The following is a 26399-nucleotide window of genomic DNA, read 5'->3' on the forward strand; positions in this document are numbered from 1 at the left end:
CAGGAAAACAAAATGAAAACCTACGACTTTATTGCCATCGGCGGCGGATCCGGTGGATTCAACGCAGCCCGCGTCGCCCGCGGATACACCGACAGCGTCGCTGTCATCGACGGAGCCGAAGAACTCGGCGGTCTCTGCATCCTGCGCGGCTGCATGCCTTCCAAGACCCTCATCTACTCCGCCGAAGTCCTGCACCTCGCCCAAAACGCAAAAAAGTTCGGCCTCAACATCCCCTCCGCCAGCGTCGACATGCCCGCCCTCCACCAGCGAAAAGTGGATACCATCAAGGAGTTCACGGACTACCGCGTCGACTCCATGCGCAGCCGTAAGTACGACCTCTACCGCTCCTACGCCAAGTTTATCGGGCCCAACACCATCGAACTGGCAGACGGCACCCAGCTCCAAGGCAAGAAATTCATCATCGGCACCGGATCCAAAGTATCCGTACCATCAATACCAGGCCTCGACCACGAAGACATCTGGACCAGCGACCACGTGCTGGACCTAGACTTCCTCCCCGAATCCGCCATCGTGCTGGGCGGCGGAGTCGTAGCCTGCGAGCTCGCCCAATTCCTCAACCGAGTCGGCGCCAAAGTCACCCAAATCCAACGCAGCTCCCACATCCTCAAGGATCAGGCAGCCGACGTTTCAGAAACAGTTGAGAAAGCCTTCCGCGACGAAGGCATGGACCTCTTCACCGGCACCTCCCTCAAACGTATCGAGAAAACGGACACCGGTTTCAAGGCAGTCTTCGATCACGAAGGCTTCGAAAAGTCAGTTTCCGCCAAATACCTTATCAACGCGCTAGGACGCACCCCCAACACTTCCAATCTCGGACTGGAGGCCGCGGGCATCGAGCTCCTCCCCAACGGACAAATCAAGACCGACGAACATCAACGCACCACCAATGCGGACGTCTACGCCGCCGGCGATTGCGCCGGCCCCTTCGAGATCGTGCACACCGCCGTACTGCAAGGCGAATACGCCGCCCGTCACGCCATGGGCAAACCGAGCAGCGTCTTCGGGCCCCTCAATTACGACCACATGCTCGACGTCGTCTTCACCGATCCCCAAGTCGCTCGCGTCGGCCTGACGCAAAAGGCCCTCGACGAACGCGGCGTCGACTACATCGCAGCCGACTACCCCTTCGACGACCACGGCAAATCCATCCTCATGGAAGCCAAGTACGGCTTCGTTCGCCTCTTCGGCGAAAAGCCCACCGGACGCATCCTCGGAGCCGAAATCGTATCCAAAGACGCCGGCGAACTCATCCACGCCCTGTCCGTAGCGGTATCCAATAACCTCACCGCCGCCGATCTCCTCAAGACCCACTGGTACCACCCTACCCTCGCCGAAATCATCAGCTACCCGCTCGAAGACATCGTAGACGAACTCTAACCGACCGCGACAAGCAACCTTCCCACGCCCCCGAAAAAAAGAAGCGCCATGCGTACCATCATCATTACCGGAGTATCCAAAGGACTAGGACAAGCCCTCTCAAAGGCCTTGGCTGACGAAAGGACAAACCTCATCGGTTTTGGCCGTACGCAAGGCGACTTCACCGGGGCCTTTCATAGCTGCGATTTCACCAAACCGCAGCTCGCCGCTTCCATCTTCGAGCAGGCTCTTGCCCAAGCGCCTCTCGAAGAGTCCGAAAGCGTCGTCTTCATCGCAAACGCTGGCCGACTCGGCTTGCTGCAGCCTGCCCAAAACCTCGACCCCTTCGAGATCGAGGAAACCATCGCTGCCAACCTCACCCAATCCGCCCTCGCCGCCTCCGCTTTTCTCAAGCGCGTACAACCACTCCCCATTCCCAAAGCCTTCCTGCAAATCACCTCCGGCGCCGCCCTTCCCGAACGCCCAAAAGCCAGCTGGTCGCTCTACTGCGCCACCAAAGCCGGCCAAGAGCAACTCGTTCGGACCATCGCCAAGGAACAGGAAACCGCGCTCCACCCCACCCGCTTCGTCAACATCAACCCGGGCGTCATGGAAACCGCCATGCAGGAGCAAATCCGCCAAACCTCGCCCGAAACCTTTCCCGATGTCGAACGCTTCATCAAACTAAAGGAAGAGGGCCGTATCCCCACGCCGGATACGATCGCCGCAGAAATTGCCAAGCTCCTCGAAGATCCCTCCGCTCTCGAAAACGGAAAAACATACGACCTCTCCCAATAACGCCGCCAAAAGACCCAATCACTTTTCACCTTTCACGATGCAAGCGCCAGAATTTCTCCTAAAGCTCCTCGAAGCAAAAAGCCCCTCCGGGGCTGAACAACAAGCCCAAGCGGTCTACGACGAATTCGTCGAGCCCGCTTCCGACCTCTACCAAAAAGACACGATCGGAAACCGTATCGGTATCCTAAATCCGGATGCGCCAACCTCCGTCCTCTTCGCCGGACACCTCGACGAGCTCGGGCTGCAAATCAACTACATCGACGATAACGGCTTCCTCTACTTCCAAACCCTCGGCGGCCACGACCGCATCGTCATCTCCGGACGCCGCGTGCTTATCCAAACCAAGAACGGCATCGTCAAAGGCGTCACCGGCAAACGAGCCGTCCACCTCATGGATACCAAGGACCGCGAAAAGGTCCCGCAAATCCACGAAATGTGGATCGATATCGCCGCCAAGGACAAAGCCGACGCCCAAGCCCGCGTACAGGTAGGCGACGTCGCCACCTACGACCACGAGTTCGACTTCATCCACGGCAGCGTCGCCACCGCCCGCGCCTTCGATAACAAAGGCGGCTCCTACATCGTCGGCGAAACGCTCCGGCGCCTCGCCAAAGAAAAGGACAAGCTGCAAGCCAAGGTCATCTCCGTCGCCAACGCCCAAGAAGAAGTCGGCGTGCGCGGCGCCATGATCTCAACCTTCAACGCAGCGCCCACCTTCGCTGTGGCCGTCGACGTCGGCCACGCCACCGACCACCCCGACTGCGACAAGCGCAAATTCGGCGAATTCAAGCTCGGCGGCGGCCCCATCATCACCCGCGGCCCCAACATCAATCCCATTGTCTATAAAAACCTCATCGAGGCCGCCGAAGCCAACGACATCCCCTACCAGCTCGAAAGCGATCCACGCCCCACCGGCACCGACGCCCGAGCCATCCAAGTCGCCGGTCCCGGCGTCGCCACCGGCCTCATCTGCCTCCCGCTTCGCTACATGCACACCCCCAGCGAGATGATCGACCTGCAAGACGCTGAACACTGTATCCAACTACTGGTGGCGTTCGCAAAAAGCATCGAAACAGGCGAGACCGGGGTCTGGTAACCTAACGACGCAAGGCCGGCTTCTGCAGCCGGCCTTTTGCATCCCCGCTTTCCCAAACCGAAAGAAAAGGCGACGCTCCACAGCGTAAGCCCCCGCAAGGAGATTGACACCTCCCCGCAATATCAGGGATTTTTAAGGCTACAAAGATGGCCAAGAATCCCAGCTCTCCTCTTTCACCCCTGCCTGACAACATAGAGCTCGTCACCGAGTACGACGCTATCGTCATCCGACGCAGCTGGAAGTCCGCCCTCGCCTACTTCCTCATCGTCTTCGCCCTCTTCTGGAACACCTTCATGGTCGTCTGGATGGGCATCGCCATCAGCCAAGGAGCTTGGAGCATGGCTGCATTCGGCTCAATCCATGCCGGCGTCGGACTCGGAATCATCTATTTCACGATCGCCCTCTTCCTCAACAAGACCGACATCCGCATCGACACCTACAACCTCTCCGTCAAGCACTACCCGCTCCCCTGGTTCGGTCAGGTTACCTTCCCCGTCGAGTCGATCCAGCAAGTCTACTGCAAGGAAAAGATTACCCGCGGCAAGAACGGCACTCACGTGAGCTACGAACTCCACTGCCTCGACCGAAACAACCGCTCCAAAAAGCTCCTTTCCGGACTCAACCAATCCGAGCAAGCCCAGTTCATCGAGCGCGAGATCGAAAAGACGCTCGGCCTCAAGGACCGCCCCGTCAGCGGCGAATATCGAAAGTAACGCTAACATGGACGCTTCCACCACCTTCTCCAGCAAAGCCTGGCTGCTCGACGGCCCCATCCACAGTCTCCCCGGAATCCTCCACCTCGAAAACCGTACGCTCAGCTACCTCATCCTCGAGCAAGGAACGTTCTCCGAAGCCCAGCTCGCCTCCCTGCTCGAAAGCCACGGAACGCGCCCAGCCTCGAACGCCTCCAAATTCCCGATACAGCTCTTCTCGGTCTCCCTCGACACGATCAATCGCTTCCACATCCCCTGGTACTACTTCGGCGCTGGAGGGAAGCTTAGCTTCGCCAAGCACGAAATCCGCTTCTCCTTCGTAAAGCCGCAAAACACCGTCGAGCCCACCTACTATTCCGAAAGCTTTATGGAATGGCGCGGCGGCAAAGGCCAAGAAGAGGTCAACATCCTCGAAGGCAAAGCCTCCGGCAAACGCTGGAAAGAGCTCCTCTCCACCCCGTAGGGCACGGGCTTTACTGCCCGTCCCGCAGCAGTCCTGAGCCTGTCGAAGCACAGAGCTCCTCCTCCCAACAACTTTCTCACAACAGCAAACTCATGAAACGACTCTTCCGTTCCCTCCTCGTCCTAACCCTCGCAGCCGTCCTCCCCGCGATCCTCTTCGCCCAAGACTACGGCACCGGCCTCATCTTCGACGAAGCCGCGTATCGAGCCGTCCCCTACAAAGCCCCCGTCACCGCCGAGACCTACGCCAATCTCCCCTCCGCCGCCAACCTCGAGAAGTACACACCAACCCCCGGCGACCAAGGCCCCTACTCCACTTGCACCGCCTTCGCCGTCGGCTACCACCTTCGCACCATCCTCTACGGTATCGAAAAACAAATCACCTACCGAGCCAGCTTGGACCGACACATTTTTTCCCCCACCTTCGTCTACGAACGCATCAAGAGCGAAGACGACCTCGACTGCATGCAAGGCTCCAGCCCCGTCGCCGCCCTCGAACTCCTCCGCACCTTAGGCATCCCGCCCCTCAGCTCCGTCCCCTACCAGTGCGGCAGCTCCATCGGTTCCGAGGCCCTGCTCGAAGCCACAGAGTATCCGATCATCGACTACCAAATTCTCTACGGCACCGACCTCGCTGACGAAGACCCGATCAAAGTCCTATCCGTCAAGAAATCCCTCTCCGAAGGCAGCCCCGTCGTCATCGGCTTCAAAGTCCACCAAAGCTTCTACCAGTCTGGCCCGCTCTGGCGGGAACTCGAAAGCGACGCCGGCCCCACCGGCCAGCACGGACTCCACGCCATGGTCGTAGTCGGCTACGACGACAACAAGTACGGCGGCGCCATGCGAGTCATGAACAGCTGGAGCCCCAAATGGGCCGACAAAGGATTCGTCTGGATCCCCTACGCCGACTTCGGCCGCAACTGCATCATGGCCCTGCAAGCCTACGGCAAACGCCCCGCCCGCCCCACTCCAGTCCCCGGGCCTGACGGCGTCACCCCCGAGCTCGCCCCCCTCCTCAAAGGCAAAGTCATTTTCCAAGAACGCGACGGCACCCCCATGCCCGCCGTCAAAGTCGCCCCTCCCGCCGACCCCAACACCCAAATCCGCTACGTCGGCTACCGCCTCGCCCGCTCCTATCCGTCCGGCACCCGCTTCCGCTTCTACATCACCACCAATACCGACAGCTACCTCTACGCCTTCGCCACCGACCTCACCGGCGCCATCACCACCATCCTTCCCTTTGCCGACAACATGTCGCCCCACATCGGGCCCAACAGCACCATCGCCTTCCCCTCCGAACGTAAAGTCGTCCGCATGGACAACCAACCCGGCACCGACTACCTGCTCATGCTCTACTCCGAAGAGCCCCTCGACATCGACGCCCTGAAGGAAGCCATGGCCGCCAACCCCGGCACCCTCTCTCTCAAGATCGCCCAATCCCTCGGCAACAAAATCGTACCGGACAAATACATCCAGTACGACCCCGCCCTTATCAGCTTCACGGTTACCGAAAAGACCCAAGGCACCGTCGTCCCCCTCATGATCGAAATCCCCCACCACTAATCCCGTAAGACGCGGGCTTTACGTCCGTCCCGCACAACCCGATCACCTCCTCCACCTTTCACCCTCCCAAGCCTCGCCAACTCTTTCTTCCAAAATGCCCAAGCCGCTCGCTTCCATCATCACCGCACTACTCACCCTCATCGCCACCACCGCCCACGCCGCCTGGCAAATAGAGTCCCCCGACCCGCTCGAGCAAAGCCCCGACGGCACTCTCCTAGTCGTATCCAAAAGCCAAGACTATTCCCTAACCGGCTTCTCCATCCATGACCGCGAAACCCTCGCCACCCAATTCCTAGTACGCCAAGCCGACGCCCAACCCCGCCACTTCGCCCCCGACAACTCCCGCCTCTACTACACCACCCCCACCGAAGGCCTCTTCGCCCTCGACCTCACCACTGGCTTGATCAGCAAGCTCGCTCCCATCCCCCACATCCTCAGCCTCGCCCCAAACTGCGAAACCGGCCAACTTGTCACCCTCTCCGGAACTTGGGACAGCGAAACCCACAGCCTCCACCGTATCGATCCCACCGGCACAAACGCCCCGCAATTCCTTGCAACCATCTCCGCCCAAAACCTGCCTTGGCTGGAATTCAAGGCCATCCTCCCCGCTCGCGAACCAGACCAAGCCCTCCTCATCTTCCGCGAAATCGGCCCGCCAAAAAACCAATGGGATTCCAAAACCTGGGGCGACTTTCGCTTCACCCAAATCTCCCTCGAAACCGGAGCAATCGCCAGCAACGCCACCATGCCCGCCCCCGGCGAAAGCTTTTTCCTCTACGAAACCATCCGCTGGACCAACGAGCAACGCCAGCTCCTCGAATACGCAAGCGGCGCCTACCTGCAGATCGATCCCAACGCCGGAAAGATCACCCGCACCCTCGACCTCCCTGGCGTCAACTTCCGACTGTATCCAGAAAACCAAGTCATCGCCCTGCGTACCGTCACCGAAGAAGGCGAAACCCGACACTACCAAGACTTCCTCGAAGGCGGCACCCTCAAAACCATCCGCAACGTCCGCGTGCCTGAACCCAACACCTGGCCCCCACTCCCCGCTGGCCTCATCGAAAGCCTCAACCTCCCCGACCTCCCCTCGCCCAGCGGCTACGCCAACTATACCTTCCACCCCGACAAACCGGAATTCTTCGCCACCGACTCCGGCGAAGGCGTGCACTTCTTCCGCGTCGCTCCCTCCGGCCTCAAACACCAAAGCCGCGGCATGGGAGCCTACCAAGCCCGCTACACGCCCGACGGAAAACACATCCTCTTCGAAGGCCTTTTCGACCCACCCACCGAGCAAATCGCCGCCGACAAATTTCCATCCCCCGGTAGCCTCGTCTACCAAGATCCGCCGCTACGTACCACCTCCCCAGTCTACACCGGAGACCATGAAATCTCCCCCAGCGGCAATTGGCTCATCAAGATAAACAACCGCGACGCCACCCTGCACCGCTTCGGTGAGCCCGCCATCCTTAGCAGCCTCGGCGGAGTCGGCACCTACGACGCCCCCATGCCAAGCTTCCGCTTCGACTCCGACGAAACCGCTCTCTACCGCCTCGCTCGAACCGTCAGTTGGGACGACTACGACAACCAGATCATCGGCCTGCGCCTCGAAGCCCTCCCCTTCGATCCCGCCAACGAGTACCCGGAACCAGCCTGGTCCGTCGAACTGCCACACGGCAATCTCGTCTGGCTCGACCAAACCGTCTCTCAAGAGATCCATCTCCTGGATACGAAATCCGGAGAGCTGCTCCTCCTCGACCCCCGCGACGGCAGCAGCAGTTCCCAAGCAATTCCCGGCCTTGATCCAGAAAATTTCGCCGTACCCACCAACAGCGTACAGTGGCACCCGAGTAGCGATCTCGTCTACGTCGCCAGTGGTTCCCAAGTCACCACGCTCGACCTCGCCGCCTCTCCTCCCACAGCCGCCAGCGTCGCTGTGCCCGCAAGCGTTAGACAGCTCCACCGCTACGGCGACGGACGCCACCTCGTCGCCCAACTCGAAACCGGCCCCCTCGTCTTCCTCGACACTGAATCCAGTCCCCTCCGCCCCGCTCTCCAGCTCGAATTCTACGACTTGGACCAAGGCGACTACCTCGCCTTCACCCCCAACGGCAAGTTCGACGCCTCCGCCCCTATCCGCCAAAGCGGTCAACTCCTCCAAGGCACCCGCCCCACGGCGCTCGCCACCGTCTTCGAGCGCGACTACCGCCCCGACCTCCTCGCCACCGCTCTCGGCGAAGACGCCCTCTCCACCGACGAAGAGATCCCCGCCTACGTCCAGCCACCCTCTCTCTCCGTCGGCGAGCAATGGGTCAGCGCCCTCGAGCGACGCATCGTCGTCAACACCGAGACCAAACAATACCCGCTCGCCACTGTATCCATTTATCAAAACGAAAAGCTCGTCCACAGCTTCCCAGCCAACGGAAAAACCAGCCTGCGCGACAACCACGTCCTCGATCTCCTGCTCGAACAAAACCGTATCAAAGTCGTCTCCACCAACACCGCCGGCGTCAGCGTCACCTCCGAGGAAATCGTCATCGATCCCCCAGAAGCCCTCCTGCGGGAAAAGATCGCCGCCCGCCGCCCCGCCGAGCTCCACCTCTTCGCCGTCGGCGTCAACCAATATCGCAATCCCGAATACAACCTGAACTTCGCCGAAGCCGACGCCTCCGGCGTGCTCGCCAAGATCCAAGCCGCCAACCGCGATCTTTTCGCCAAGATCAACGTCCACCACCTCGAAAGCGCCGCCGCCACCCACGACGGCATTCTCGCCGCCTTCGCCCAGATCCGCGCCAACGCCCTACCGCACGACGCCTTCATCTTCTACTTCGCCGGCCACGGCGTCATGTCCCGGGACGACGCCCAGTTCTACCTCATCCCCCACGACGTCACCCGCATCTACGGAGCAAGCCAAAGCCTCAGCCAAAACGGCATATCCGCCAATCAACTACGCGATATCTCCACGACCATAAAGGCCCAGAAACAGCTATTCATCCTCGACGCCTGCAACTCCGGCGGAGCCCTGCAAGCCTTCGCCCAACGCGGAGCCAGCCAAGAAAAGGCCCTCGCCCAACTCGCCCGGGCCACCGGCACGCACTGGATTGCCGCCTCCTCCGCCAGCCAATTCGCCACCGAGTTCGCCGACCTCGGCCACGGCGCCTTCACTCACACGCTCCTGCAAGCCCTCGACGGCGGTGCCGACACTGGCGACCGCCGCATCACCATCAACGAGCTCAAGGCCTACCTCGAGAGCGAGCTCCCCACCATCACGCAAAAGTACAAAGGTGCCCCCCAATATCCCGCCAGCTACGGCTACGGCCAAGACTTCCCCATAGCCCTCCTCCCGTAGCCCGCAAGTCTAGCCACCTACCGACCAATATCAAATTTCCATCCATGACCCAAACCGTCCGCCAGCTTATCTTCCTCGCTCTGTCTGTCACCGCGGCCACGCCTCTCGTCGCCCAATTCGAAGAGCTATTGGAAAATCCAGACCTCATTGAACAGTCGGAGTTCGCCCCTAAACCGCAAGAGGAAGCGTCCCAAGCAGACCAAGCCGCCGTCGCCACCCCACCCCCACCGCCCCGCCTACTAAGCTCTTCCCTCCATCGCGACTCCATTCTCCAGCTCGACGCTTCCCCCGACGGACGGTACCTGCTCAGCCTTGACCAGCATGTATTGAAAATCTGGGACATCGAACAACGCGCCAACATCGCCACCTTCGAGCAAACGCCCGGCGGTTGGAATTTCAACCTCCCGCAAGCGATCATGGGAGCCTGGTTCACCAACACGCCACGCCAAATCCTCGTCTGCACCAACCACGGCTTCACCCTCTACGACGACTTCAACTTCTCCACCGGCAAGCAAAGCAAATTCGAACCAACCGCCTACTGGTTCAACGCCGCCGAACAAGCGGTCTATGTCGCCGTCTACAATACAAAATACAACAAACTCCAACTCACACTCACACGCGTCGACCTCTCCACACGCGAGCGAACCTCCTCCCACACTATCGACCTCTCCAAGGAAAACCTCGTCAAATCCGGCACTGCCATTACGCCGAGTAGTCGAAATTTCATTACCGTCGATCCCCAAGGCCGCTTCGCCTCCATTCGCTTCCAAGGCGAAAACCCACTCCTGCTCGTCGACTTGGCAAACGGCGATATCGCCGCCCGCGTCCCTGCCCCGCACGGAGCTATCGGCTTCCTCCCCGACGGCCGCCTCCTAGGCCACACCCGCGAGAGCAACCTCAATGCCTATACCATCGTCAACCCCGTCACTTTCCAAACCCAGCCACTCTTCCAACTCGCCTCATCCTCGAACCTGTCACCCAAACTCCCGACCCGCCTCGGCCAGCCTCTCCTTCTCGCCACCGGCTACGAATTCACCGTTCACGATCTCGCCTCTCGCCAGACGACTCCCCTCCAGCGTCTCGAAAACCGAGTCACCGACGCATCCATCACCGTTCGCGGACCCAATCGGACCACCACCCTCATCGCCCAATCAAACCGCCAAAGCGGCGACTACTCCAAAGCCACCGCCACCTACCTCGAACCCATCTCAATTCCCTCCGGCATTTTCGGCCAAGCCTGGTCCGTCCCCACCTTCGCCCCCCACGACATCGCCGCCCGCCCAGACGACTTCGAACTTGCCATCCGCAGAGGCGCCGACGCCCGCATCGTCCGTTTCAACGAAGTCGGACTCGACATACAAAACGTCGACTTACCTAGCGCGGCCCTCGGCCCCTTCACCCCCCTTTACGATCCAGTAAACGAAGATTGGCAGTTCCTCGGGAGCAACCAACCTCGCGTCGCCTCACGCGAAGCCAGAGACTCAGCCTTCCAACTTTCCGCCCTCGGCCCCGATTTTTTCCAAAAGGAGGGCGACAACCGCCGTTTCGCTCTACGCAACACCCACTTCTACGACCTATCCCGCGACGGACAAACCATCGCCCTTCACCACAACACTGCCGTCACCGTCGTCGACCGACCCAGCGGAAAACGCATCGCCACCTTCCCCATCGACTCCCCGTATTCGTACGCCGACAACAACCAACAACTCCTCGCCCTCTCTCCAGACGGACAAACCGTCGCCTTCGCCTATACGACTAAAACCGACAACGGATCCCTCGACATCGTCGAATGCCACGACGTATCCACCGGTAAACTACTCTGGAAAGCCCCCTGCGACAAGCCCTTCGAAACCATCGATTTCCTCCGCTTCAGCGGCGACGGACGCTTTCTCTATCTAAAAGGCCCTATCGGCGGCCCGACCGGCTCGAACTGGTTCAGCTCCCGCTTCGTCACCACCGGCGAGGTGAATTCAAAAATCGACTACACCTCCGCCCACCTGCAAGCCTACAACCGAGCGGGCACCCTCGTAGCCCAATCCAGCTATAACAACATCACCGTAAAAACCCTTCCCGACGGGAAAGCGACCGCCTCTCTCGTCCTCGACTTCAAGCCCGCCACTCTTGCATTCATCGGCTCAGACAACTTCCTCGTCGCCACCTCCAACAACGACGAAACCCTCCGCCTCATCGACATCCGCGAACAAGCCGTCATCGCCGAAATCAAGCTCTTCGAAGACCCAAAGAAGTGGCTCGTACGCCATCCAGGCACCGGCCTCTTCACCTCCGAAACCTCCCTGCAAAAAGACCTCAAGTTCATCCAAGGCGAAACCATCACTCCACTCGAATCCTACTTCGACCAATTCTACCAACCCCGCCTCCTCGGTTCCCTCGTCAAAGGCCTCTCGCCCAAGCCCACCATCCCGCTCAGCAACCTCAGCCTCGCCCCCAAGCTCACCCTGAAAATCGACGGCCCCGCCACCCGAGGGCTCACCGTCGAAGACGAATTCGAAACCTTCGAACTTCCCACCCCAGAAGTCACCCTCAAGCTCGAAGCCAACTGCGAAGGCTCCCCCATCGCCGACCTGCGCATCTACCACAACGGCAAGCTCGTATCCGGCGCCACCCGCGGACTCTTTGTCGAGGACGACGATGACGCCCCCCTCACCGAGACCTTCACCAAAACCGCCACTAACACCTTCGCCCTCACTCCCGGCAAGAACCGATTCCGCGCCATCGCCATCAACGAGCAAGGCACCGAATCCGCACCCGACGAAATCATCGTCTACTCCGAAGCCACCGCCCCCGAGAGCGAAGGCGGCATCGCCCTCCACTTCCTCGTAGTCGGCATCAACGAGTACCAGAATCCTCAATACAACCTAAACTATGCCCAAAAGGACGCCGCCGCCATTGAGGCCATCCTCGCCAAACGCTACGGACAGCTCTTCACCCGCCAGAACCGATACGCCCTCTACAACTCCGAAGCCACCCGCGAAAACATCCTTGCCACCCTCGACACCATCAAGTCCGAAGCCAATCCCCGCGACGTATTCATATTCTACTACGCAGGACATGGAGTCGTTTCAGAAGACGACGACCCCGAGTTCTTCCTTGCTCCCTACGAGATCACCCAGCTCTACGGAGAACGCCGCATTCTCCGCCAGCTCGGCATCTCCAGCGAGGAACTACTCGCCTACTCCCGCGACATCTCCGCCCAAAAGCAGCTCTTCCTCCTCGACGCCTGCCAATCCGCCGGAGCCCTCAAAAGCCTCGCCGTACGCGGTGCCGTGGAAGAGCGCGCCATCGCCCAGCTCGCCCGCAGCAGCGGCACCCATTGGCTCACCGCCACCGGCAGCGAACAATTTGCCACCGAGTTCGACAGCCTCGGCCACGGCGCCTTCACCCACGTAGTTCTGCAAGCTCTACAAGGCGCCGCCGACACCGGCGACGGCCTTGTCTCCGTCAACGAGCTCAAAGCCTACGTGGAAGCCCAAGTCCCCGAGCTCACCCAAAAGGAAAAAGGCGAAGCCCAATACCCCGTCACCTACGGCTACGGCCAAGACTTCCCCCTCGCCATCCCTTGAAAGAAGTTTCAGAGCACCTCCCTAGCTGACGCCCTTTAAACACGCTTCGCTCGTCGCCTCGTAGCTGCATTCCGGTCTGGCAGAGCCTGACCTCCGAGCGCTCAGGCGCAGAATCCAAGGGCCGCCTAGGCCAATAAACAGGGAGAGGATCGCGACCAAGCCAAACGCGACCTGCAGCCCGGCCCATTCGCTCACCAAGCCGACCAGCGGCGGTCCCGAGAGAAACCCGAGATAGCCGATCGTCGAAACCGCTGCCACCCCGCGACCCACGCCATCAGGATGGGCCCGCCCGCCCGCCCCCAAAAAGATCGGCACCAGATTCGCAATGCCCACTCCCGCCAAGCCCAGCCCAACGAAGGCCACCTGCCACACCGGCACCGCCGAGACCAAGGCGATTCCCGCCACCGCGAACCCGCCACTCCAGCGTAGCAGCCGCACGCTCCCCAAACGCTCCATCAAATAGTCTCCCGAAAAGCGCCCCGCCGCCATGGCGCAGCTAAACATTCCGTAAGCGAACGGAGCCAACCACGCCTCCGCGCTGGCTACGTCGCGCACGTAGACCGCGCTCCAGTCCATCATGACTCCCTCCGCAAAAAGAGAGACAAAAGCTAGGGCTCCCACCGCAACAATCGCCCCATTCATCGAAGTTCCCCTACCCGTCTTCGCCCGCACTTCCCTATCGGTAGCCAACGGCAGGTCCGGCAGGAGACGCTTCGCACGCGCCCATCCCAAGCCGCAAACCAGCAGGCCGACCGACAAGGCAGTCCCTTCCACCGAAACGCCAAACTTCAGCACCACCCCGATCGCCGCCGCCACCAAAAGGCCGCCCAGGCTCCAGAGCGCCTGCAGCCGGGCCATGATCGGACGTCCCACCGCCTTCTCCACCACGATGGCCTGGGAGTTGAGCGACACGTCAAAAGCGCCCTTCAAAGCTCCCAAAATTCCCGCCGCGACCACCGCTACCGCAAAGCTCCCCGCAAAAACCGGCCCCAGCAACGCCAGGCCAAATAACGGCACGATCGCCGTCAAGGCGCCACGACTACCGAAGCGCGAAACCACTCGCCCCACTGTAGGCATGCCCACCAAGGCGCCCCCCACCATCGACAACAGCAGCGCCGACAGCCCCAACTCATCCAAATCCAGCCGTTCCTTCAGCAGCGGCAGCAAAGCCGCCCACATCCCAAAGCCAATTCCGTTCATCAAGTAAAGCGACGCAGCCGCCCAACGAGCCCGAGCCGCTTCGCTTTCCACTCCTCTGTCAATCGTATCCGTTCCTGCCATGCCCCACACTCTATCAGCTCGGCTCTCATAATTCTAATTGTACTTTTTCATGGGCTTAATAACTCTCAGTTATGGAGATTGCCCAACTCAAATCCTTCCTCGTCCTAGCGGAACAGCTGCACTACGGCCGCGCCGCTGCCGCGCTTCACCTCTCCCAGCCGGCCCTCACCAAACAGATCCAACGCCTGGAGGAAGATCTGGGCGGCGCCCTCTTCGAGCGCGGCACCCAGGGCACCCGCCTCAGCGCCTTCGGGGAACAATGGCTCCAAGAGGCTCGCCAAGTGAACCAGAAACTGGACGGTCTCCTGGATCGCGGCCGCCAGATAGCCCTCGGCGAAACCGGTCGGATCCGCATCGGCTTCGGCTACCACTCCCTCGAGCTTGTACCCAGCGTCGTCGTAAAGCTCCGCGACAGAGCCCCAGGTATCCAAATTTCCCTACGCGACATGTCGACCGCCGAACAGCTCGCCGCCCTGGAAGAAGGCAAGTTGGACCTCGCTTTCGTTCGCGTCCCGATCGCCAACCACAGCGACTACGAAAGCCTACCCGCCATCGAAGACCGCATGGCGCTCGTAACGGCTCGTTCTCAAACCGGAGGAAAAAATCTCAAGCTCGCCGACGTACGCGACCAAGCCTTCGTCACCATTTCCCAACTACGCTCCCCCGGCTTTTTCGGCCACATGCTCGCCCTCTGCGCCAAGCACGGCTTCCACCCGCGCATCGTGCAGCAGGTGAGCGAATTCCCCACCGCCCTAGCCCTCACCCGCGCCGGGATGGGCGTCACCATGATCCCCGAATCCTACTGGAACTCCGACTACAAAAGCCTGCAAATCCACCGCATCGCCGCCGCTGACTCAAAATGGAAAGTGGGCGCCCTGTGGCGGCGGGGCGACCGAAACCCCGCCCTCCATCGCTTCCTCGAAACCTTGAAAACCTTTCTCTAGCCGTCCAGCCCCTTCCCTCTAACAATAACCTCGACGGTTGACCTTCCCCGTCTTTAGGCCATAGCTGAACACGCAGCACAACCAACAACCCCCTCCATTATGAAACTAAAGAAACTCCTCGCTACGCTCGTTCTCGCCTCCTCAGTCGCAATCCTATCCTCCGCCGCATCCTACATCAAAATCGAGGGCATCGAAGGCGAATCCAAAAGCGAACACCACAAAGGCTGGATCGATATAGAATCCATATCAGGACTCTCCGCGCCACGCGACGCCGCCTCGGGAATGGCCACCGGCAAACGCCAGCACAAGCCCATCACCCTCACCAAGCAGGTAGACAAGTCCTCTCCCCTCTTCCAAGCCTCAGTCGGAAGCGGCCACAACCCCTTGCACGAAGCTAAGAGTAAGAAAGCGAACAATCCACTCCACGAAGCGAACGGGACGTCGGCCAACAACCCGCTCTTCGCATCTGCTATGACCATCGAGCAAGACGGCGTGACCTACCAGCTGCACGGAGTCAAAGTCCTCAGCTCCACCCGCGACGGCGACACGGAAACCATCACCCTCAGCTACACTTCCATCAACATCCTGCCCAAGGCCGCCGAACTGAAACCAATCGAATCAAAGGCCGTCAAAGCGACCGACTACAATTCCTCCCGCTCCAATAAGAACGGCAAATAGTTCCGTATTATTTATTGAATACAGCTTCAGCAGACGCGACACGATCGCGACAGCCGTCACCACCGGCTGCCAAAAAGTTAAAAGCAAACAATGCCCTTCGAAAACACTTGGGAAGACCGAGGCTACTATTCTCGATTTTGGGGAATCGTACCGGAATGGGAGATCGACGTGATGAATCGCGAGTTCTCCGACGACCCGCGCTGCGACACCGCCCGCTACCAAATCTTCGACGGAACCGATATCGAAGCTTTTGCCGTAACCGAACGAGAGATCAAAAAGATCGCTTCCAACGACATCGGCATCGAATCCTACTTGAAGAACATTTCCGTAGCCCTCGTGGGATCCAAACCCGAAATAAAGGCCGCGTACCAGCAATACGTCGAGACCTGCCAAAAGGTAAACAAAACTTGGACCTTCCGCATCTTCGACACCCTCGCCGAAGCTCGCCAGTGGCTCCAAGCTTGATTGCGCTTTCCGCAACCCACGCCGACCCCACAGTTCGTATCCAAACTTAACTACAAAAAAGGCGACGCTCTAAGCGTCGCCTTTGTAGTTTAAATTACGATACGGAACCCTTATCCCTTCTGCAGAGCCTTCACCACGTTCAAGTCCTCGAGCGTAGTCGTGTCTTGCTTGATTTCCTTGCCCGCGGCTATGTCCTTGAGAAGGCGACGCATGATCTTGCCGCTACGGGTCTTGGGCAATGCGGGAGCGAAGCGAACCTCGTCCGGCTTGGCAATCGCGCCAATCTCCTTACCCACGTGCTCGCGCAGCTCTCGGCGAAGCTCTTCGGTCATCGCCACGCCTTCCTTAACGGTGACGAAACAAACAACCGCGCTTCCCTTCAACTCGTGGGGGCGTCCCACCACCGCAGCTTCCGCCACGCCGCTGTGACCGACCAAAGCGCTCTCCACTTCAGCCGTTCCGATACGGTGACCGGATACGTTCAACACATCGTCGATACGGCCGATGATCCAAAAGTAGCCGTCCTTGTCCTGATGGCAACCATCACCGCAGAAATAGATTCCCTTGTACTCGCTCCAATAGGTTTCCTTGTAGCGCTTCTTGTCGCCGTAAAGGCCGCGTAGCATCGACGGCCAGGGTTGAGTAAGAACCAGCTTCCCGTTCTCTCCCTTACGCACCTCCTTGCCTTCGTCGTTGAAAACCTTCGGCACCACGCCGAAGAACGGCAGTCCCGCCGAACCGGGCTTCGAATAGGCCGCGCCCGGAAGCGTCGTGATCATGATCCCTCCGGTTTCCGTTTGCCACCACGTATCCACGATGGGACAACGGCCGCCGCCGATAACCTTGTGGTACCACTTCCAAGCCTCTGGATTGATCGGCTCGCCCACCGAACCCAGAAGGCGAAGCGAGCTCAGGTCGTGCTTCTTGATGTGCTGGTCGCCCCATTTCATGAAGGCGCGGATCGCTGTCGGAGCCGTGTAGAAAATGGTAACGCGATGGCGTTCGACGATATCCCAAAAACGATCGACGTCCGGATAGTTTGGCGCCCCTTCATAAATGACATTGGTAGCCCCGTTGGAAAGAATCCCATAGGTCACGTAGCTGTGTCCCGTGATCCAGCCGATGTCCGCCGTACACCAATAAGTGTCGCTCTCCTTCAGATCGAAAACGTACTTGGAAGTCATGGTGGTTCCGAGCAGGTAGCCACCGCTAGTGTGCAGCACTCCCTTCGGCTTCCCCGTACTACCGCTCGTATAGAGAATGAAGAGCGGCGTTTCCGAATCGAAGGCCTTGGCAGCGTGCTTGTGGCTAGCTTCGCTCATCAGGGTGTGATACCAAAGATCGCGTCCTTGCTTCATGGATACGCGATTGCCGATCCGCTTGACGACGACCACGTTCGTTACCGTCGGACAGCCTTTCATCGCCGCGTTCACGTTCTTCTTCAGGTCCACGACCGATCCGCGACGCCATCCGCCATCCGCCGTTACGACGACCTTCGCCTGGCAATCGTTCACGCGATCCTTGATGGATTCCGAACTGAATCCGCCGAAAATCACCGTGTGCACAGCTCCGATACGAGCGCTGGCCAACATAGCGACCACCGCCTCGCAGGTCATCGGCATATAAATTGCGATCCGATCGCCCTTCTTCACGCCCAGCCCTTCCAGCACGTTGGCGAACTTGCACACTTCCACGTGCAACTGCTTGTAGGTCAGCGTCTGCTGGTCGCCCGGCTCGCCCTCGAAAATCAAGGCCGCCTTGTTCTCGCGGGGCGTTCCCAAGTGACGGTCCACGCAATTCTCGCAAACATTTAGCTTGCCACCTACGAACCATTTGGCTTGGGGTTCTTTCCACTCGAGCGTTTTCTTCCAAGGCTTACGCCACTGAAGCAACTCTTTCGCTTGAGCGTTCCAAAACTTTTCAGGGTTTGCTACGGACTCATTGTACAGCCGCTTGTATTCGGCCATACTGCTCACGGTAGCTTGCTTTCTGAATTCGGGCGACGGCGAAACTCTTTCGCTCTGGCTTGCAGTTGAAGTGGTCTTGTCTGGCACTTACTTAGTCCTCGTTTGTTGGGGTTAGGGATTTAAGGCAAAACACGATACTGTCTCCGACGATCTTCTACGGTCAAGCTTTGGAACTCACTCAACAGACTCTCCTCATACATTTTTCGCTACGGATCAGCCGGCTATAACCCCCTTATCGCCTCCCGTATTCGAAATTCACGCACGAAACACTTTCACTCAATTACTGCCTAATCCGCTCCGTCATGGACAACGAGAACGCGCCACAAGAAGAAACAATAACCGTCGAGGGTGTCCTCGAAGTCACCAAGAAGAAGACCGGCCAACTGCTCGACCTGAGCAAAAACGGCCGCCAGCGCCCGACCGATCCCTTCGTGCCCAAGGAGCTTATTCGTCGCTTCAAGCTGCGCAGCGGCAGCCACATCGTAGCCCAGGCTACCGCAGATCCGCGCTTCCAGAACCCAAAGGTCCGCTTCATCGAGCAGGTCGACGGCGTCAGCGTGGAGGAGCGCCGCAAGTTCATGCCCTTCTCCCAGCTGACCACCATCACGCCCGAAGAGCAGATCCGACTCGAAACGGACAAGAAGAAGATGACCACCCGCTGCATGGACCTCTTCTGCCCCATCGGCAAAGGCACCCGCGGCCTCATCGTCGCCCCGCCGCGCACCGGCAAGACCACCCTTCTCACCCACATCGCCCAAGGCATTAACGCCAACCACCCGGAGATCCACCTCATGGTGCTGCTCATCGACGAGCGCCCCGAAGAAGTCACCGACTTCCGCCGCAACATCGACGCCGAAGTCTGGGCATCCTCCAACGACGAAGAGCTCCCCAGCCACCTCCGCGTCGCCGAGCTCTGCATCGAGCGAGCCAAGTGCCTCGTGGAAACCGGCAAGGACGTCGTCATCCTCATGGACTCCATCACCCGCTTGGCCCGCGCCCACAACGCCGCCAGCAAGGGTAAGCGCACCATGTCGGGCGGCCTCGACATCCGCGCCCTCGAAAAGCCGCGCCAGATCTTCGCCGCCGCCCGCAACACCGAAGAAGCCGGCTCGCTCACCATCATCGCCTCCGCCCTCATCGAGACCGGCAGCCGCATGGACGACATGATTTTCCAGGAATTCAAGGGAACCGGCAACATGGAGATGGTCCTCGATCGCAAGATCGCCGACATGCGCATCTACCCGGCCATGAACATCGCCACTTCCGGCACCCGCCGCGAAGAGCTGCTCATCCCCGAAGACAAGCTCGACGGAATCCACTTCTTCCGCCGCGCCCTCGTGCAGCAAAAGCCCGAGGACGCAGCCGAGACCATGATCACTCGACTCTCAAAAACCGACTCCAACCAGGAACTCCTCGACCTAATAAGCAGATAAACGTAGCGAAAAGGACGCTCTTTCAAGAATAAGCTGCGCCAAACGCGCTTAAGCCTTGAACTGCCCCGATTCGTCGCGTGAAAAAGTACGTTTCCTCTGCTCGCAGGACACAAGCGAGCACCACACCCGTTTCAATTAATATCAATGGATAGCTTCTCCGAACAGTGCCTCGACATGGCTCGCTCCATGCTCAGCCACAATTTGGATTCCATCAATCCCGATGGAACCATCACACCCGTCGAAGGTGAAGATTCTCGCTTAGACGAGTCCGGCCACGCCGCGCTCGCTATCGGTGAGTTCTACCGCGCCACCGGAGAAACCGAGCTTGACGGCAAGGATCTCATCGACCTCGCCGCACGCTGCATCACAGCCCAGGCCTTCCGCGACCCTCCGCAAGAGAACGGTCTCGCTTATGCAGCCCTCGCGCTGCTCTCCTTCGGTCCCTCCAAAGAGCGCAATCCCGTCTGGGAACGCCTCGTCGACGAGACCCGAGAAAACCTCGACCGCCTCCTGCTCAACCGCAGCGACTACAACAACCACTGGCAGTCGTTCAACGTAGCCAAGGCCGTTTGCCGCTTCTCCCTCGGACTCTCCAAGAAGGACGAAACCGGACGCCTCATCGAGCGCTTCCTCTCCCGCATCGAAGAAACGAGCTCCAACGGCTACTTCGACGACGTCGGCGACGAAGGCATCGGCGGCTCCTTCTCCCTCTACGGAGTCATGGCCTTCGTCTTCACTCGCCAAGCCCTCCAGCTGCACAGCAACCCGGGCCTCCGCGAGCGCAAGCTCCCCTCCCTCCGCACCTTCGCGGAAAAGTACATCAAGCTCCTTCCGGACATGGTCCGCGAAGACGGCCTCGGCTGGACCTGCTCCGAAAACGCCGGCGCCTACGGCCAGATGCACCTCATCTCCCTGCTCCTGCAAGGATTCCGTGACGGATGGGTCCCCGACGACAAGCGCCCCAAGTACTTCGACCTGCTGCGCCGCCTCTTCTACTTCTTCTACGTTACCTACCTCGACCAAGAGCACGGCTACCTCGTAGTCCGCGACGGCGAGCGTACCGCGTACCGCAACCACACCACCCGCATGGCGAACTTCGACGGAGCTCGCTACCTCAGCCAGTGGTCCCGCCTCTCCAAGCAGATCGACGCGCCCGCCGCCGCTGCCCCCGAGCCATTCAAGTCCGGTTGCCGCTTCGTCATCTTCGACAAGTCCAACAAGAAGGAACAAGGCCTCCTGCTCTACCGCAACGTAGAGTCCGGCCTGCAAGTGCAGATGCCGCTCATGTCCAGCAACGGACACGCCACCGCCGACTGCCAAGCCTTCCCCCACTCCCCCGGCGTCTTCGACTGGCCCAACAGCCAGTACGCGCCCATCATGATCCCTGAGCTCACCGTAGGAGACAACGTCTTCGTCCCCTCCTACTACGGAAAGAAGTGCACCACCGGCCTCGGCTTCAAGCGCTCCTTCTACTTCCGCTACGAGCAGCCCGAGTGGATCAACACCCAAGAGCAGATCGTTCCCGGACTCGGAACCGTCAAGGTCAACTGGAACTTCGCCGGCAACCAGATCTCCTGCGAGTTCATCTACAGCGTCAAGAACCAGGTCACCCTCGACCGCTTCCGCTACATGCTCGCCATCGCCTCGCCGCACTCCAGCTACCGCCTCGAGACCTCGCCCATGCTCGGCGCCGAAGGCCTGCGTTGCTCCATCCAAAAGGACGACTTCCAAGGCACTTGGAAGGAAACCGAAGTGGTCACCAACGACAGCGCCTACCGCACCAACTACGGCAACCTGCACTACCTGCAGATCCTCGAGCGCGACCACCCGCTCATCATGCGTCCCGGCCAAACCTACCGCTTCGCCGCTACCTTCGATCCCGATATCATCGCGATCGGAGACGCCCAATAAGCGAGCCGCGCCACAGGCAACCTTTCGAACGCCGAGTCTTACGACTCGGTGTTTTTTTATGCCTGCCCCCAAGCCCTCAGTATCATTGCTAATCATTTGCGGGAATTCTGCATTCTGGTTATGGTTTGATGCCTCCATGCCCCCGATACCCCCGATCATAGTCCGACTCGCCCTCCTCGCCTCGATCGCGCTCGGCTGCGCCGCCCAGGCGACCGAAACCTACGCCCCCACCTACCCCGACCCCAACCTGGAAAAATGGCGCTGGAGCGAGTTCCCCTTTCTCGACGGCCGAGGCGTCACCTGCATGACCGAGCACCCCGACAACGTCTACTGGTTCGGCGGAGCGGGCAGCCTCTACCGATACGACGGCTACGAGGTTGAAGAATACGGCCCCTCCAGCGGATACCTCGGCTCCGCCACCCTCTGCCTCGCCAAATCGCCGGACGGCGCCCTCTACGCGGGCAGCGACCAAGGCCTTTTCCGACTGGAAGGCGAGAGTTGGCAAGCCATCGTCGCCAGCGAACGACCCGGCAGGATCCAAGTCCGAGACATCGACTTCTTCCCGGACGGCACCGTCCTCGTCAGCATCGGCGAACGGGAGGAGAATATCGAGACCCCAAGCAACTGGCACGGACTTGCCCTCCTGCGCGGCGACACCCTTACCCTGCTCGGTGACACCGGAGCAAGCGACCTTACCGAAGGAATCCAATCCAACGTCTCGCTCCAAGCCAGTCCCCCGCCACCAGAGGCCTGTATCCAAATGCTGGATTTCAGCCGACTCAACAGCACGGCCAGCCTCATTGCATCCGACGGTCTCGTTTACGCCACAGTCACCGAAAACAACGGCGACGCCAACAAGATCGCCCGCTTCCGCTACCAAGCCGAAAGCCAAGACCTGCAGCTCGTCGACGCCTTCAGTCGGGAACACGGGATCAACCTCGACAGCCTTTCCCACGTAGTCGAAGACCAGCAAGGCAAGGTCTGGGCAACCAGCAACAGCGCCGTAAACGGCGTTTGCCGCTGGGACGGCACCAGCTGGGAACATATCGACATCTCCGACCACTTTCCCGGCTCCGAGCTATTCTACTACTCCTACGCGGCGAGCGACGGATCCATCTGGATCGACGGATTCGGCCAATACTTCGTCTACAAATCCGGAACCTGGTCGAAGTACGCCCCGCCCGACATCCCCCTCACCACCAACAACCGCATCAACTTCTTCGAAAGCGCCGACGGAGCCATGTGGCTCATCGCCACCAACTCGAAAGTCTTCCGCCTCGACTACTCCAACCGCACCTGGACTACCCTCGAAGGTCTCTCCTACCAACTCGAAACCGATACCGGCGCGAAATACTACCTCAGCCTCGAAGGGAGCATCGTCGCGGAAGAGTCCGGCAGCTGGACAACCTACGATAGCCGCAACGGCCTTATCGACACTCCCATCAAGCTCTTCCTAAGCTCCTACGGCGAAATCTGGGCCCTCGGCAGCCACCGCGGAGTCGCAGCCCTCGCCTATCAGACCGACTCCGGGCAATGGAAGCAGCTACGATTCCCAGATCTCTCCTGGTCCTTCGACCACCGAGCCGCCTTCGAAGACAAGTCCGGACGTCTCTACTTCGCCGCCGCCGTCGACGCAGCGCCCGAACAAAGCCCCGGCATCATACGCTTTAACCGGCCGAAGCAGGACAAGTCAGACCAGACCCTCATCACCCCCAAACCTCCCGTCGCCAACAAAGGCAGCTACTACGGCATCGGCCAGGATCACCAGGGTCGCATCTGGGTCGGCGGCCGTCCCGTGGTCACCATCGAGAACAACAGCCTCCAACCCGCCTCCCAATTCAGCGCCCTGTCCACCTACGTAGACTACATCTTCAGCTCGCCCGACCAAGAGCTCTGGCTGGTTACCCGAGACCAAGGCATCCTACAAATATCCGCAGAGCAAGAGCGCTGGCACTCCATCGACACCGGCCTCCCCTCCCACTCCCTCATCTCCGGTTTTTCCGACAACGCTCAAGACGCTTGGATCGCTCTCTCCGACCAGATAGCCCATTACGACGGAACGTCTTGGAGCACTTTCATGCCCCTCCCCTACGCCAACTACACCCGGGCCGGAATATCCCTGCAAAAAGGCTCCCGCGACGAACTCCACATCTCCCAGGTCAGCAACTCCTGGACACGGCGGGCCCTGTCCCCCATTCCCGCGACCACTCTTACCGTACCCTTCCAAACCCTCACCTTTCACAACGACAAGCGAGGTCCCATCATCAAGATCACTCACTTCGAATCGGAGGTCAGCGAAACGGGAAATACCTCGATCACCTGGCAAGCGATCGACTACCTCGAAAGCACGCCGCGGTCCGACATCGAATACTCCTACCAACTCGACGACCAGGCCTGGACCCCCTTTCGCAAAAACGACCACCAGCTTTTCCTCGGCCTCCCCTCGGGGCCGCACCAGCTCAAAGTCAGAGCCCGCGACAACAGCTTCAATACCTCACCCGCCATCGCCGCCATCACCTTCAACGTCGCCTTCCCCGTCTGGCGCAAACTGTGGTTCCAGGCGACGTTCTCCAGCCTCGTCCTCCTCGTAGTTTTCCTCTGGATACTCACCATAAAGCGCAGTACCCGCCTCGCTTTCCTCAACGAAGACCTTTCGATCGCCAACCGACAACTGCAACTCCAGCAAAAGACCATCGAATCCCAAAACGAGTCCCTCCTGCAAAACAAGGCCCACCTCGAGGAACGCGTGCTCGAAAGGACGAAGGACCTGGAGAAAGCCAAGCTCCGAGCCGAAGAGTCCGACCGGCTGAAGTCCGCCTTCCTCTCCAACGTATCCCACGAGATCCGCACTCCCATGAACGCCATCATCGGCTTCTCCGAGCTGCTCATGCACGACCCTCCGGAGGACAAGGAAAAGCAGAGCTTCATCCGAACCATCCAAACCAGCGGCAAGGACCTGCTCAACATCATCGACGACATCATCGAGGTCTCCAAAATCGAATCCGAGGCCATCGACATCGAGTACGAAGACGTCTCCGTTGCATGGATACTCAGCCAGACCCAGGACACTTTCCGAGGAGTGCTCGCCAGACTGGGCAAGGAAAACCTCAAACTGCTCGTCGATACCGAAGGCCTGCCCGACGGCTGCCTGCTTAGAACCGACCCCAGCCGCCTCAAGCAAGTCCTCAAAAACCTCATCAGCAACGCCATAAAGTTCACCCCCGACGGCTTCATCCAGCTGAGGTGCGGACCCACTCCCAGCCGAGACGCCCTCCAATTCGCCGTCGAAGACTCGGGCTTCGGCATCAAAGAAGAACAGCTCTCCCTCATCTTCGAACGCTTCCGCAAAGCCGACCCCAACAAAGGCCATACCTACCGAGGCAGCGGGCTCGGCCTGCCCATCAGCCAAAACCTCGTCCAAAAGCTCGGCGGAAAGATCCACGTCGATTCCGAACCCGGAAAAGGCAGCACCTTCTCCTTCACCCTCCCCTGGGACGGACGCACCGAAAACGGCAGCGAAGCCCGCCTCTCGCCGCCCCAAGCAGTAGGCCCCGAACAAAAGCCCCCGAAAAATCCCCTCCTGCTCGTCGAGGACGAAGAAGCGAACGTCACCCTCATCGCTAGAATGCTCGATCGCCTCGCCCTCCCCTTCGTCCACGCCGCCACCGCCGAGCGCGCGATCGAGCTCTGCCAACGCAAGACCTTCTCCGCCGTCCTCATGGATATCAAGCTGCCCGATATGCAGGGAGACGTAGCAGCCCTGCGCATTCGAGGAATCGACCCCCACCTCCCCATCATCTCCCAAACGGCCTACGCCATGTCCGGAGAACGCGAGCGCTTCAGCCAAGCCCCCTTCACCGCCTACCTGTCCAAGCCGCTTACCCTCGAAAACCTCGCCGCCGCTCTCCACGCCTGCATGCGAGCGTGAGCCCTCGGCTAGCGCTCCCCGCCACCCTGCTCCAAAAATGCGTTGCCAGCGCCCGGCCCGCTTCTACGGTCGAGGCTCTTCAAGACTTTCCTTCCCAATGTTAGCCAAACGCATCATCCCTTGCCTCGACGTCCACGCCGGCCGCGTCGTCAAAGGCGTTAAGTTCAAAGAGCTCCGCGACGCAGGCGATCCCGTCGAATCCGCCAAAGCCTACGACCAGCAAGGCGCCGACGAACTCGTATTCCTCGACATCACCGCCTCCTCCGACGAACGCCAGATCATGCGCGACGTCGTCGAGCGCACCGCCTCCGAATGCTTCATGCCCCTCACCGTCGGAGGCGGACTCCGCACCGTCGAAGACATCCGCAAAATGCTGCACTCCGGGGCCGACAAGGTTTCCCTCAACACCGCCGCCATCAACAACCCAGACCTCATCTTCGATTCCGCCAAGAAGTTCGGCAACCAATGCATCGTGCTCGCCATCGACGCCAAGCGCGACGGCGACTCCTGGCGCGTCTTCACCCACGGCGGACGCAACCCCACCCCCCTCGACGCCATCGAGTGGGCCAAGAAAGCCGTTTCCCTCGGGGCAGGCGAAATCCTCCTCACCAGCATGGACGCCGACGGCACCCTCGCCGGCTACGACTGCGAGCTCACCCGCCGCATCTCCGAATCCGTCGAGGTCCCCGTCATCGCCTCCGGCGGAGCCGGCAATCTCGACCACATGGTCGACGTGCTCGAAAAAGGCAAAGCCTCCGCCGTGCTCGCCGCCTCCATCTTCCACTTCGGCACCTACACCATCCAGCAAGCCAAGGAACACCTCGCCGCCGCCGGCCTGCCCGCTCGGCTCTAA

17 protein-coding genes are annotated in these 26399 nt (G+C 60.1%); 15 read left to right on the top strand and 2 right to left on the bottom strand.

Features of this window, described 5'->3' with window-relative positions:
- Window positions 1-12 precede the first annotated feature (12 nt).
- The 8 genes from QEH57_RS03870 to QEH57_RS03905 all read left to right on the top strand — a co-directional run bounded on the left by QEH57_RS03870 (window position 13) and on the right by QEH57_RS03905 (window position 12939).
- Entirely contained in the window at window positions 13-1398 is a 1386-nt protein-coding gene (locus tag QEH57_RS03870; RefSeq protein WP_309005364.1) for a dihydrolipoyl dehydrogenase, read from the top strand.
- Between the two features lie 48 nt (window positions 1399-1446).
- Window positions 1447-2175, top strand: a complete 729-nt coding sequence (locus QEH57_RS03875; RefSeq protein ID WP_309005365.1) for an SDR family NAD(P)-dependent oxidoreductase — start codon at window positions 1447-1449, stop codon at window positions 2173-2175.
- Between the two features lie 37 nt (window positions 2176-2212).
- Window positions 2213-3271, top strand: coding sequence for a M20/M25/M40 family metallo-hydrolase (locus QEH57_RS03880; protein WP_309005366.1), 1059 nt, complete (start codon window positions 2213-2215; stop codon window positions 3269-3271).
- A 146-nt stretch (window positions 3272-3417) separates the two neighbouring features.
- Window positions 3418-3984, top strand: coding sequence for a hypothetical protein (locus QEH57_RS03885; RefSeq protein WP_309005367.1), 567 nt, complete (start codon window positions 3418-3420; stop codon window positions 3982-3984).
- A 7-nt stretch (window positions 3985-3991) separates the two neighbouring features.
- A complete protein-coding gene (locus QEH57_RS03890; protein WP_309005368.1) occupies window positions 3992-4447 on the top strand; it encodes a hypothetical protein in 456 nt (151 codons plus the stop codon).
- Window positions 4448-4539: 92 nt separating this feature from the next.
- Entirely contained in the window at window positions 4540-6009 is a 1470-nt protein-coding gene (locus QEH57_RS03895; protein WP_309005369.1) for a DUF4384 domain-containing protein, read from the top strand.
- A 94-nt stretch (window positions 6010-6103) separates the two neighbouring features.
- On the top strand, window positions 6104-9358 hold the full coding sequence (locus tag QEH57_RS03900) for a caspase family protein (RefSeq protein ID WP_309005370.1): 3255 nt from the start codon (window positions 6104-6106) through the stop codon (window positions 9356-9358).
- Between the two features lie 44 nt (window positions 9359-9402).
- Window positions 9403-12939, top strand: coding sequence for a caspase family protein (locus QEH57_RS03905; RefSeq protein WP_309005371.1), 3537 nt, complete (start codon window positions 9403-9405; stop codon window positions 12937-12939).
- A gap of 21 nt (window positions 12940-12960) precedes the next feature.
- Here QEH57_RS03905 and QEH57_RS03910 read toward each other — a convergent pair whose 3' ends face one another.
- Window positions 12961-14220 (bottom strand): MFS transporter, encoded by a 1260-nt coding sequence (locus tag QEH57_RS03910; RefSeq protein WP_309005372.1) that lies wholly within the window; start codon window positions 14218-14220, stop codon window positions 12961-12963.
- Between the two features lie 71 nt (window positions 14221-14291).
- Between QEH57_RS03910 and QEH57_RS03915 the strand changes: the two genes are divergently transcribed.
- From QEH57_RS03915 to QEH57_RS03925, 3 genes are all read left to right on the top strand, one after another.
- Window positions 14292-15164 (top strand): LysR family transcriptional regulator, encoded by an 873-nt coding sequence (locus QEH57_RS03915; protein WP_309005373.1) that lies wholly within the window; start codon window positions 14292-14294, stop codon window positions 15162-15164.
- Window positions 15165-15263: 99 nt separating this feature from the next.
- Entirely contained in the window at window positions 15264-15842 is a 579-nt protein-coding gene (locus QEH57_RS03920; RefSeq protein ID WP_309005374.1) for a type VI secretion system tube protein Hcp, read from the top strand.
- A 90-nt stretch (window positions 15843-15932) separates the two neighbouring features.
- Window positions 15933-16307, top strand: a complete 375-nt coding sequence (locus QEH57_RS03925; protein ID WP_309005375.1) for a hypothetical protein — start codon at window positions 15933-15935, stop codon at window positions 16305-16307.
- A gap of 110 nt (window positions 16308-16417) precedes the next feature.
- Here the strand turns inward: QEH57_RS03925 and acs are convergent, their stop codons facing one another.
- Window positions 16418-18361 carry an acetate--CoA ligase gene (acs, locus tag QEH57_RS03930; protein WP_309005376.1) on the bottom strand — a complete coding sequence of 648 codons (1944 nt, stop codon included), beginning with the start codon at window positions 18359-18361 and terminating at the stop codon, window positions 16418-16420.
- Between the two features lie 203 nt (window positions 18362-18564).
- On the opposite strand from acs, the gene rho reads away from it, so the two are divergent.
- The 4 genes from rho to hisF all read left to right on the top strand — a co-directional run bounded on the left by rho (window position 18565) and on the right by hisF (window position 26399).
- A complete protein-coding gene (gene rho, locus QEH57_RS03935; RefSeq protein ID WP_309005621.1) occupies window positions 18565-19707 on the top strand; it encodes a transcription termination factor Rho in 1143 nt (380 codons plus the stop codon).
- 144 nt (window positions 19708-19851) lie between these two features.
- Window positions 19852-21618: a hypothetical protein gene (locus QEH57_RS03940; protein WP_309005377.1), complete on the top strand. Its 1767-nt coding sequence runs from the start codon at window positions 19852-19854 to the stop codon at window positions 21616-21618.
- A gap of 136 nt (window positions 21619-21754) precedes the next feature.
- Complete coding sequence (locus tag QEH57_RS03945; protein ID WP_309005378.1) at window positions 21755-25546, top strand: ATP-binding protein; 3792 nt, start codon at window positions 21755-21757, stop codon at window positions 25544-25546.
- Window positions 25547-25643: 97 nt separating this feature from the next.
- Window positions 25644-26399 (top strand): imidazole glycerol phosphate synthase subunit HisF, encoded by a 756-nt coding sequence (gene hisF / locus QEH57_RS03950; protein WP_309005379.1) that lies wholly within the window; start codon window positions 25644-25646, stop codon window positions 26397-26399.

The sequence above is a fragment of the Pelagicoccus sp. SDUM812005 genome (assembly GCF_031127875.1).
Classification (GTDB): domain Bacteria; phylum Verrucomicrobiota; class Verrucomicrobiia; order Opitutales; family Opitutaceae; genus Pelagicoccus.

What these genes read in the sequence shown, in the direction of transcription:
- hisF (WP_309005379.1), top strand. Translation starts at nt 25,644, where the DNA reads ATGTTAGCCAAACGCATCATCCCTTGCCTCGACGTCCACGCCGGCCGC.
- QEH57_RS03915 (WP_309005373.1), top strand. Translation starts at nt 14,292, where the DNA reads ATGGAGATTGCCCAACTCAAATCCTTCCTCGTCCTAGCGGAACAGCTG.
- QEH57_RS03870 (WP_309005364.1), top strand. Translation starts at nt 13, where the DNA reads ATGAAAACCTACGACTTTATTGCCATCGGCGGCGGATCCGGTGGATTC.
- QEH57_RS03945 (WP_309005378.1), top strand. Translation starts at nt 21,755, where the DNA reads ATGCCCCCGATACCCCCGATCATAGTCCGACTCGCCCTCCTCGCCTCG.
- QEH57_RS03905 (WP_309005371.1), top strand. Translation starts at nt 9,403, where the DNA reads ATGACCCAAACCGTCCGCCAGCTTATCTTCCTCGCTCTGTCTGTCACC.
- QEH57_RS03910 (WP_309005372.1), bottom strand. Translation starts at nt 14,220, where the DNA reads ATGGCAGGAACGGATACGATTGACAGAGGAGTGGAAAGCGAAGCGGCT.
- QEH57_RS03885 (WP_309005367.1), top strand. Translation starts at nt 3,418, where the DNA reads ATGGCCAAGAATCCCAGCTCTCCTCTTTCACCCCTGCCTGACAACATA.
- QEH57_RS03880 (WP_309005366.1), top strand. Translation starts at nt 2,213, where the DNA reads ATGCAAGCGCCAGAATTTCTCCTAAAGCTCCTCGAAGCAAAAAGCCCC.
- QEH57_RS03940 (WP_309005377.1), top strand. Translation starts at nt 19,852, where the DNA reads ATGGATAGCTTCTCCGAACAGTGCCTCGACATGGCTCGCTCCATGCTC.
- QEH57_RS03900 (WP_309005370.1), top strand. Translation starts at nt 6,104, where the DNA reads ATGCCCAAGCCGCTCGCTTCCATCATCACCGCACTACTCACCCTCATC.
- QEH57_RS03925 (WP_309005375.1), top strand. Translation starts at nt 15,933, where the DNA reads ATGCCCTTCGAAAACACTTGGGAAGACCGAGGCTACTATTCTCGATTT.
- QEH57_RS03920 (WP_309005374.1), top strand. Translation starts at nt 15,264, where the DNA reads ATGAAACTAAAGAAACTCCTCGCTACGCTCGTTCTCGCCTCCTCAGTC.
- QEH57_RS03875 (WP_309005365.1), top strand. Translation starts at nt 1,447, where the DNA reads ATGCGTACCATCATCATTACCGGAGTATCCAAAGGACTAGGACAAGCC.
- QEH57_RS03890 (WP_309005368.1), top strand. Translation starts at nt 3,992, where the DNA reads ATGGACGCTTCCACCACCTTCTCCAGCAAAGCCTGGCTGCTCGACGGC.
- QEH57_RS03895 (WP_309005369.1), top strand. Translation starts at nt 4,540, where the DNA reads ATGAAACGACTCTTCCGTTCCCTCCTCGTCCTAACCCTCGCAGCCGTC.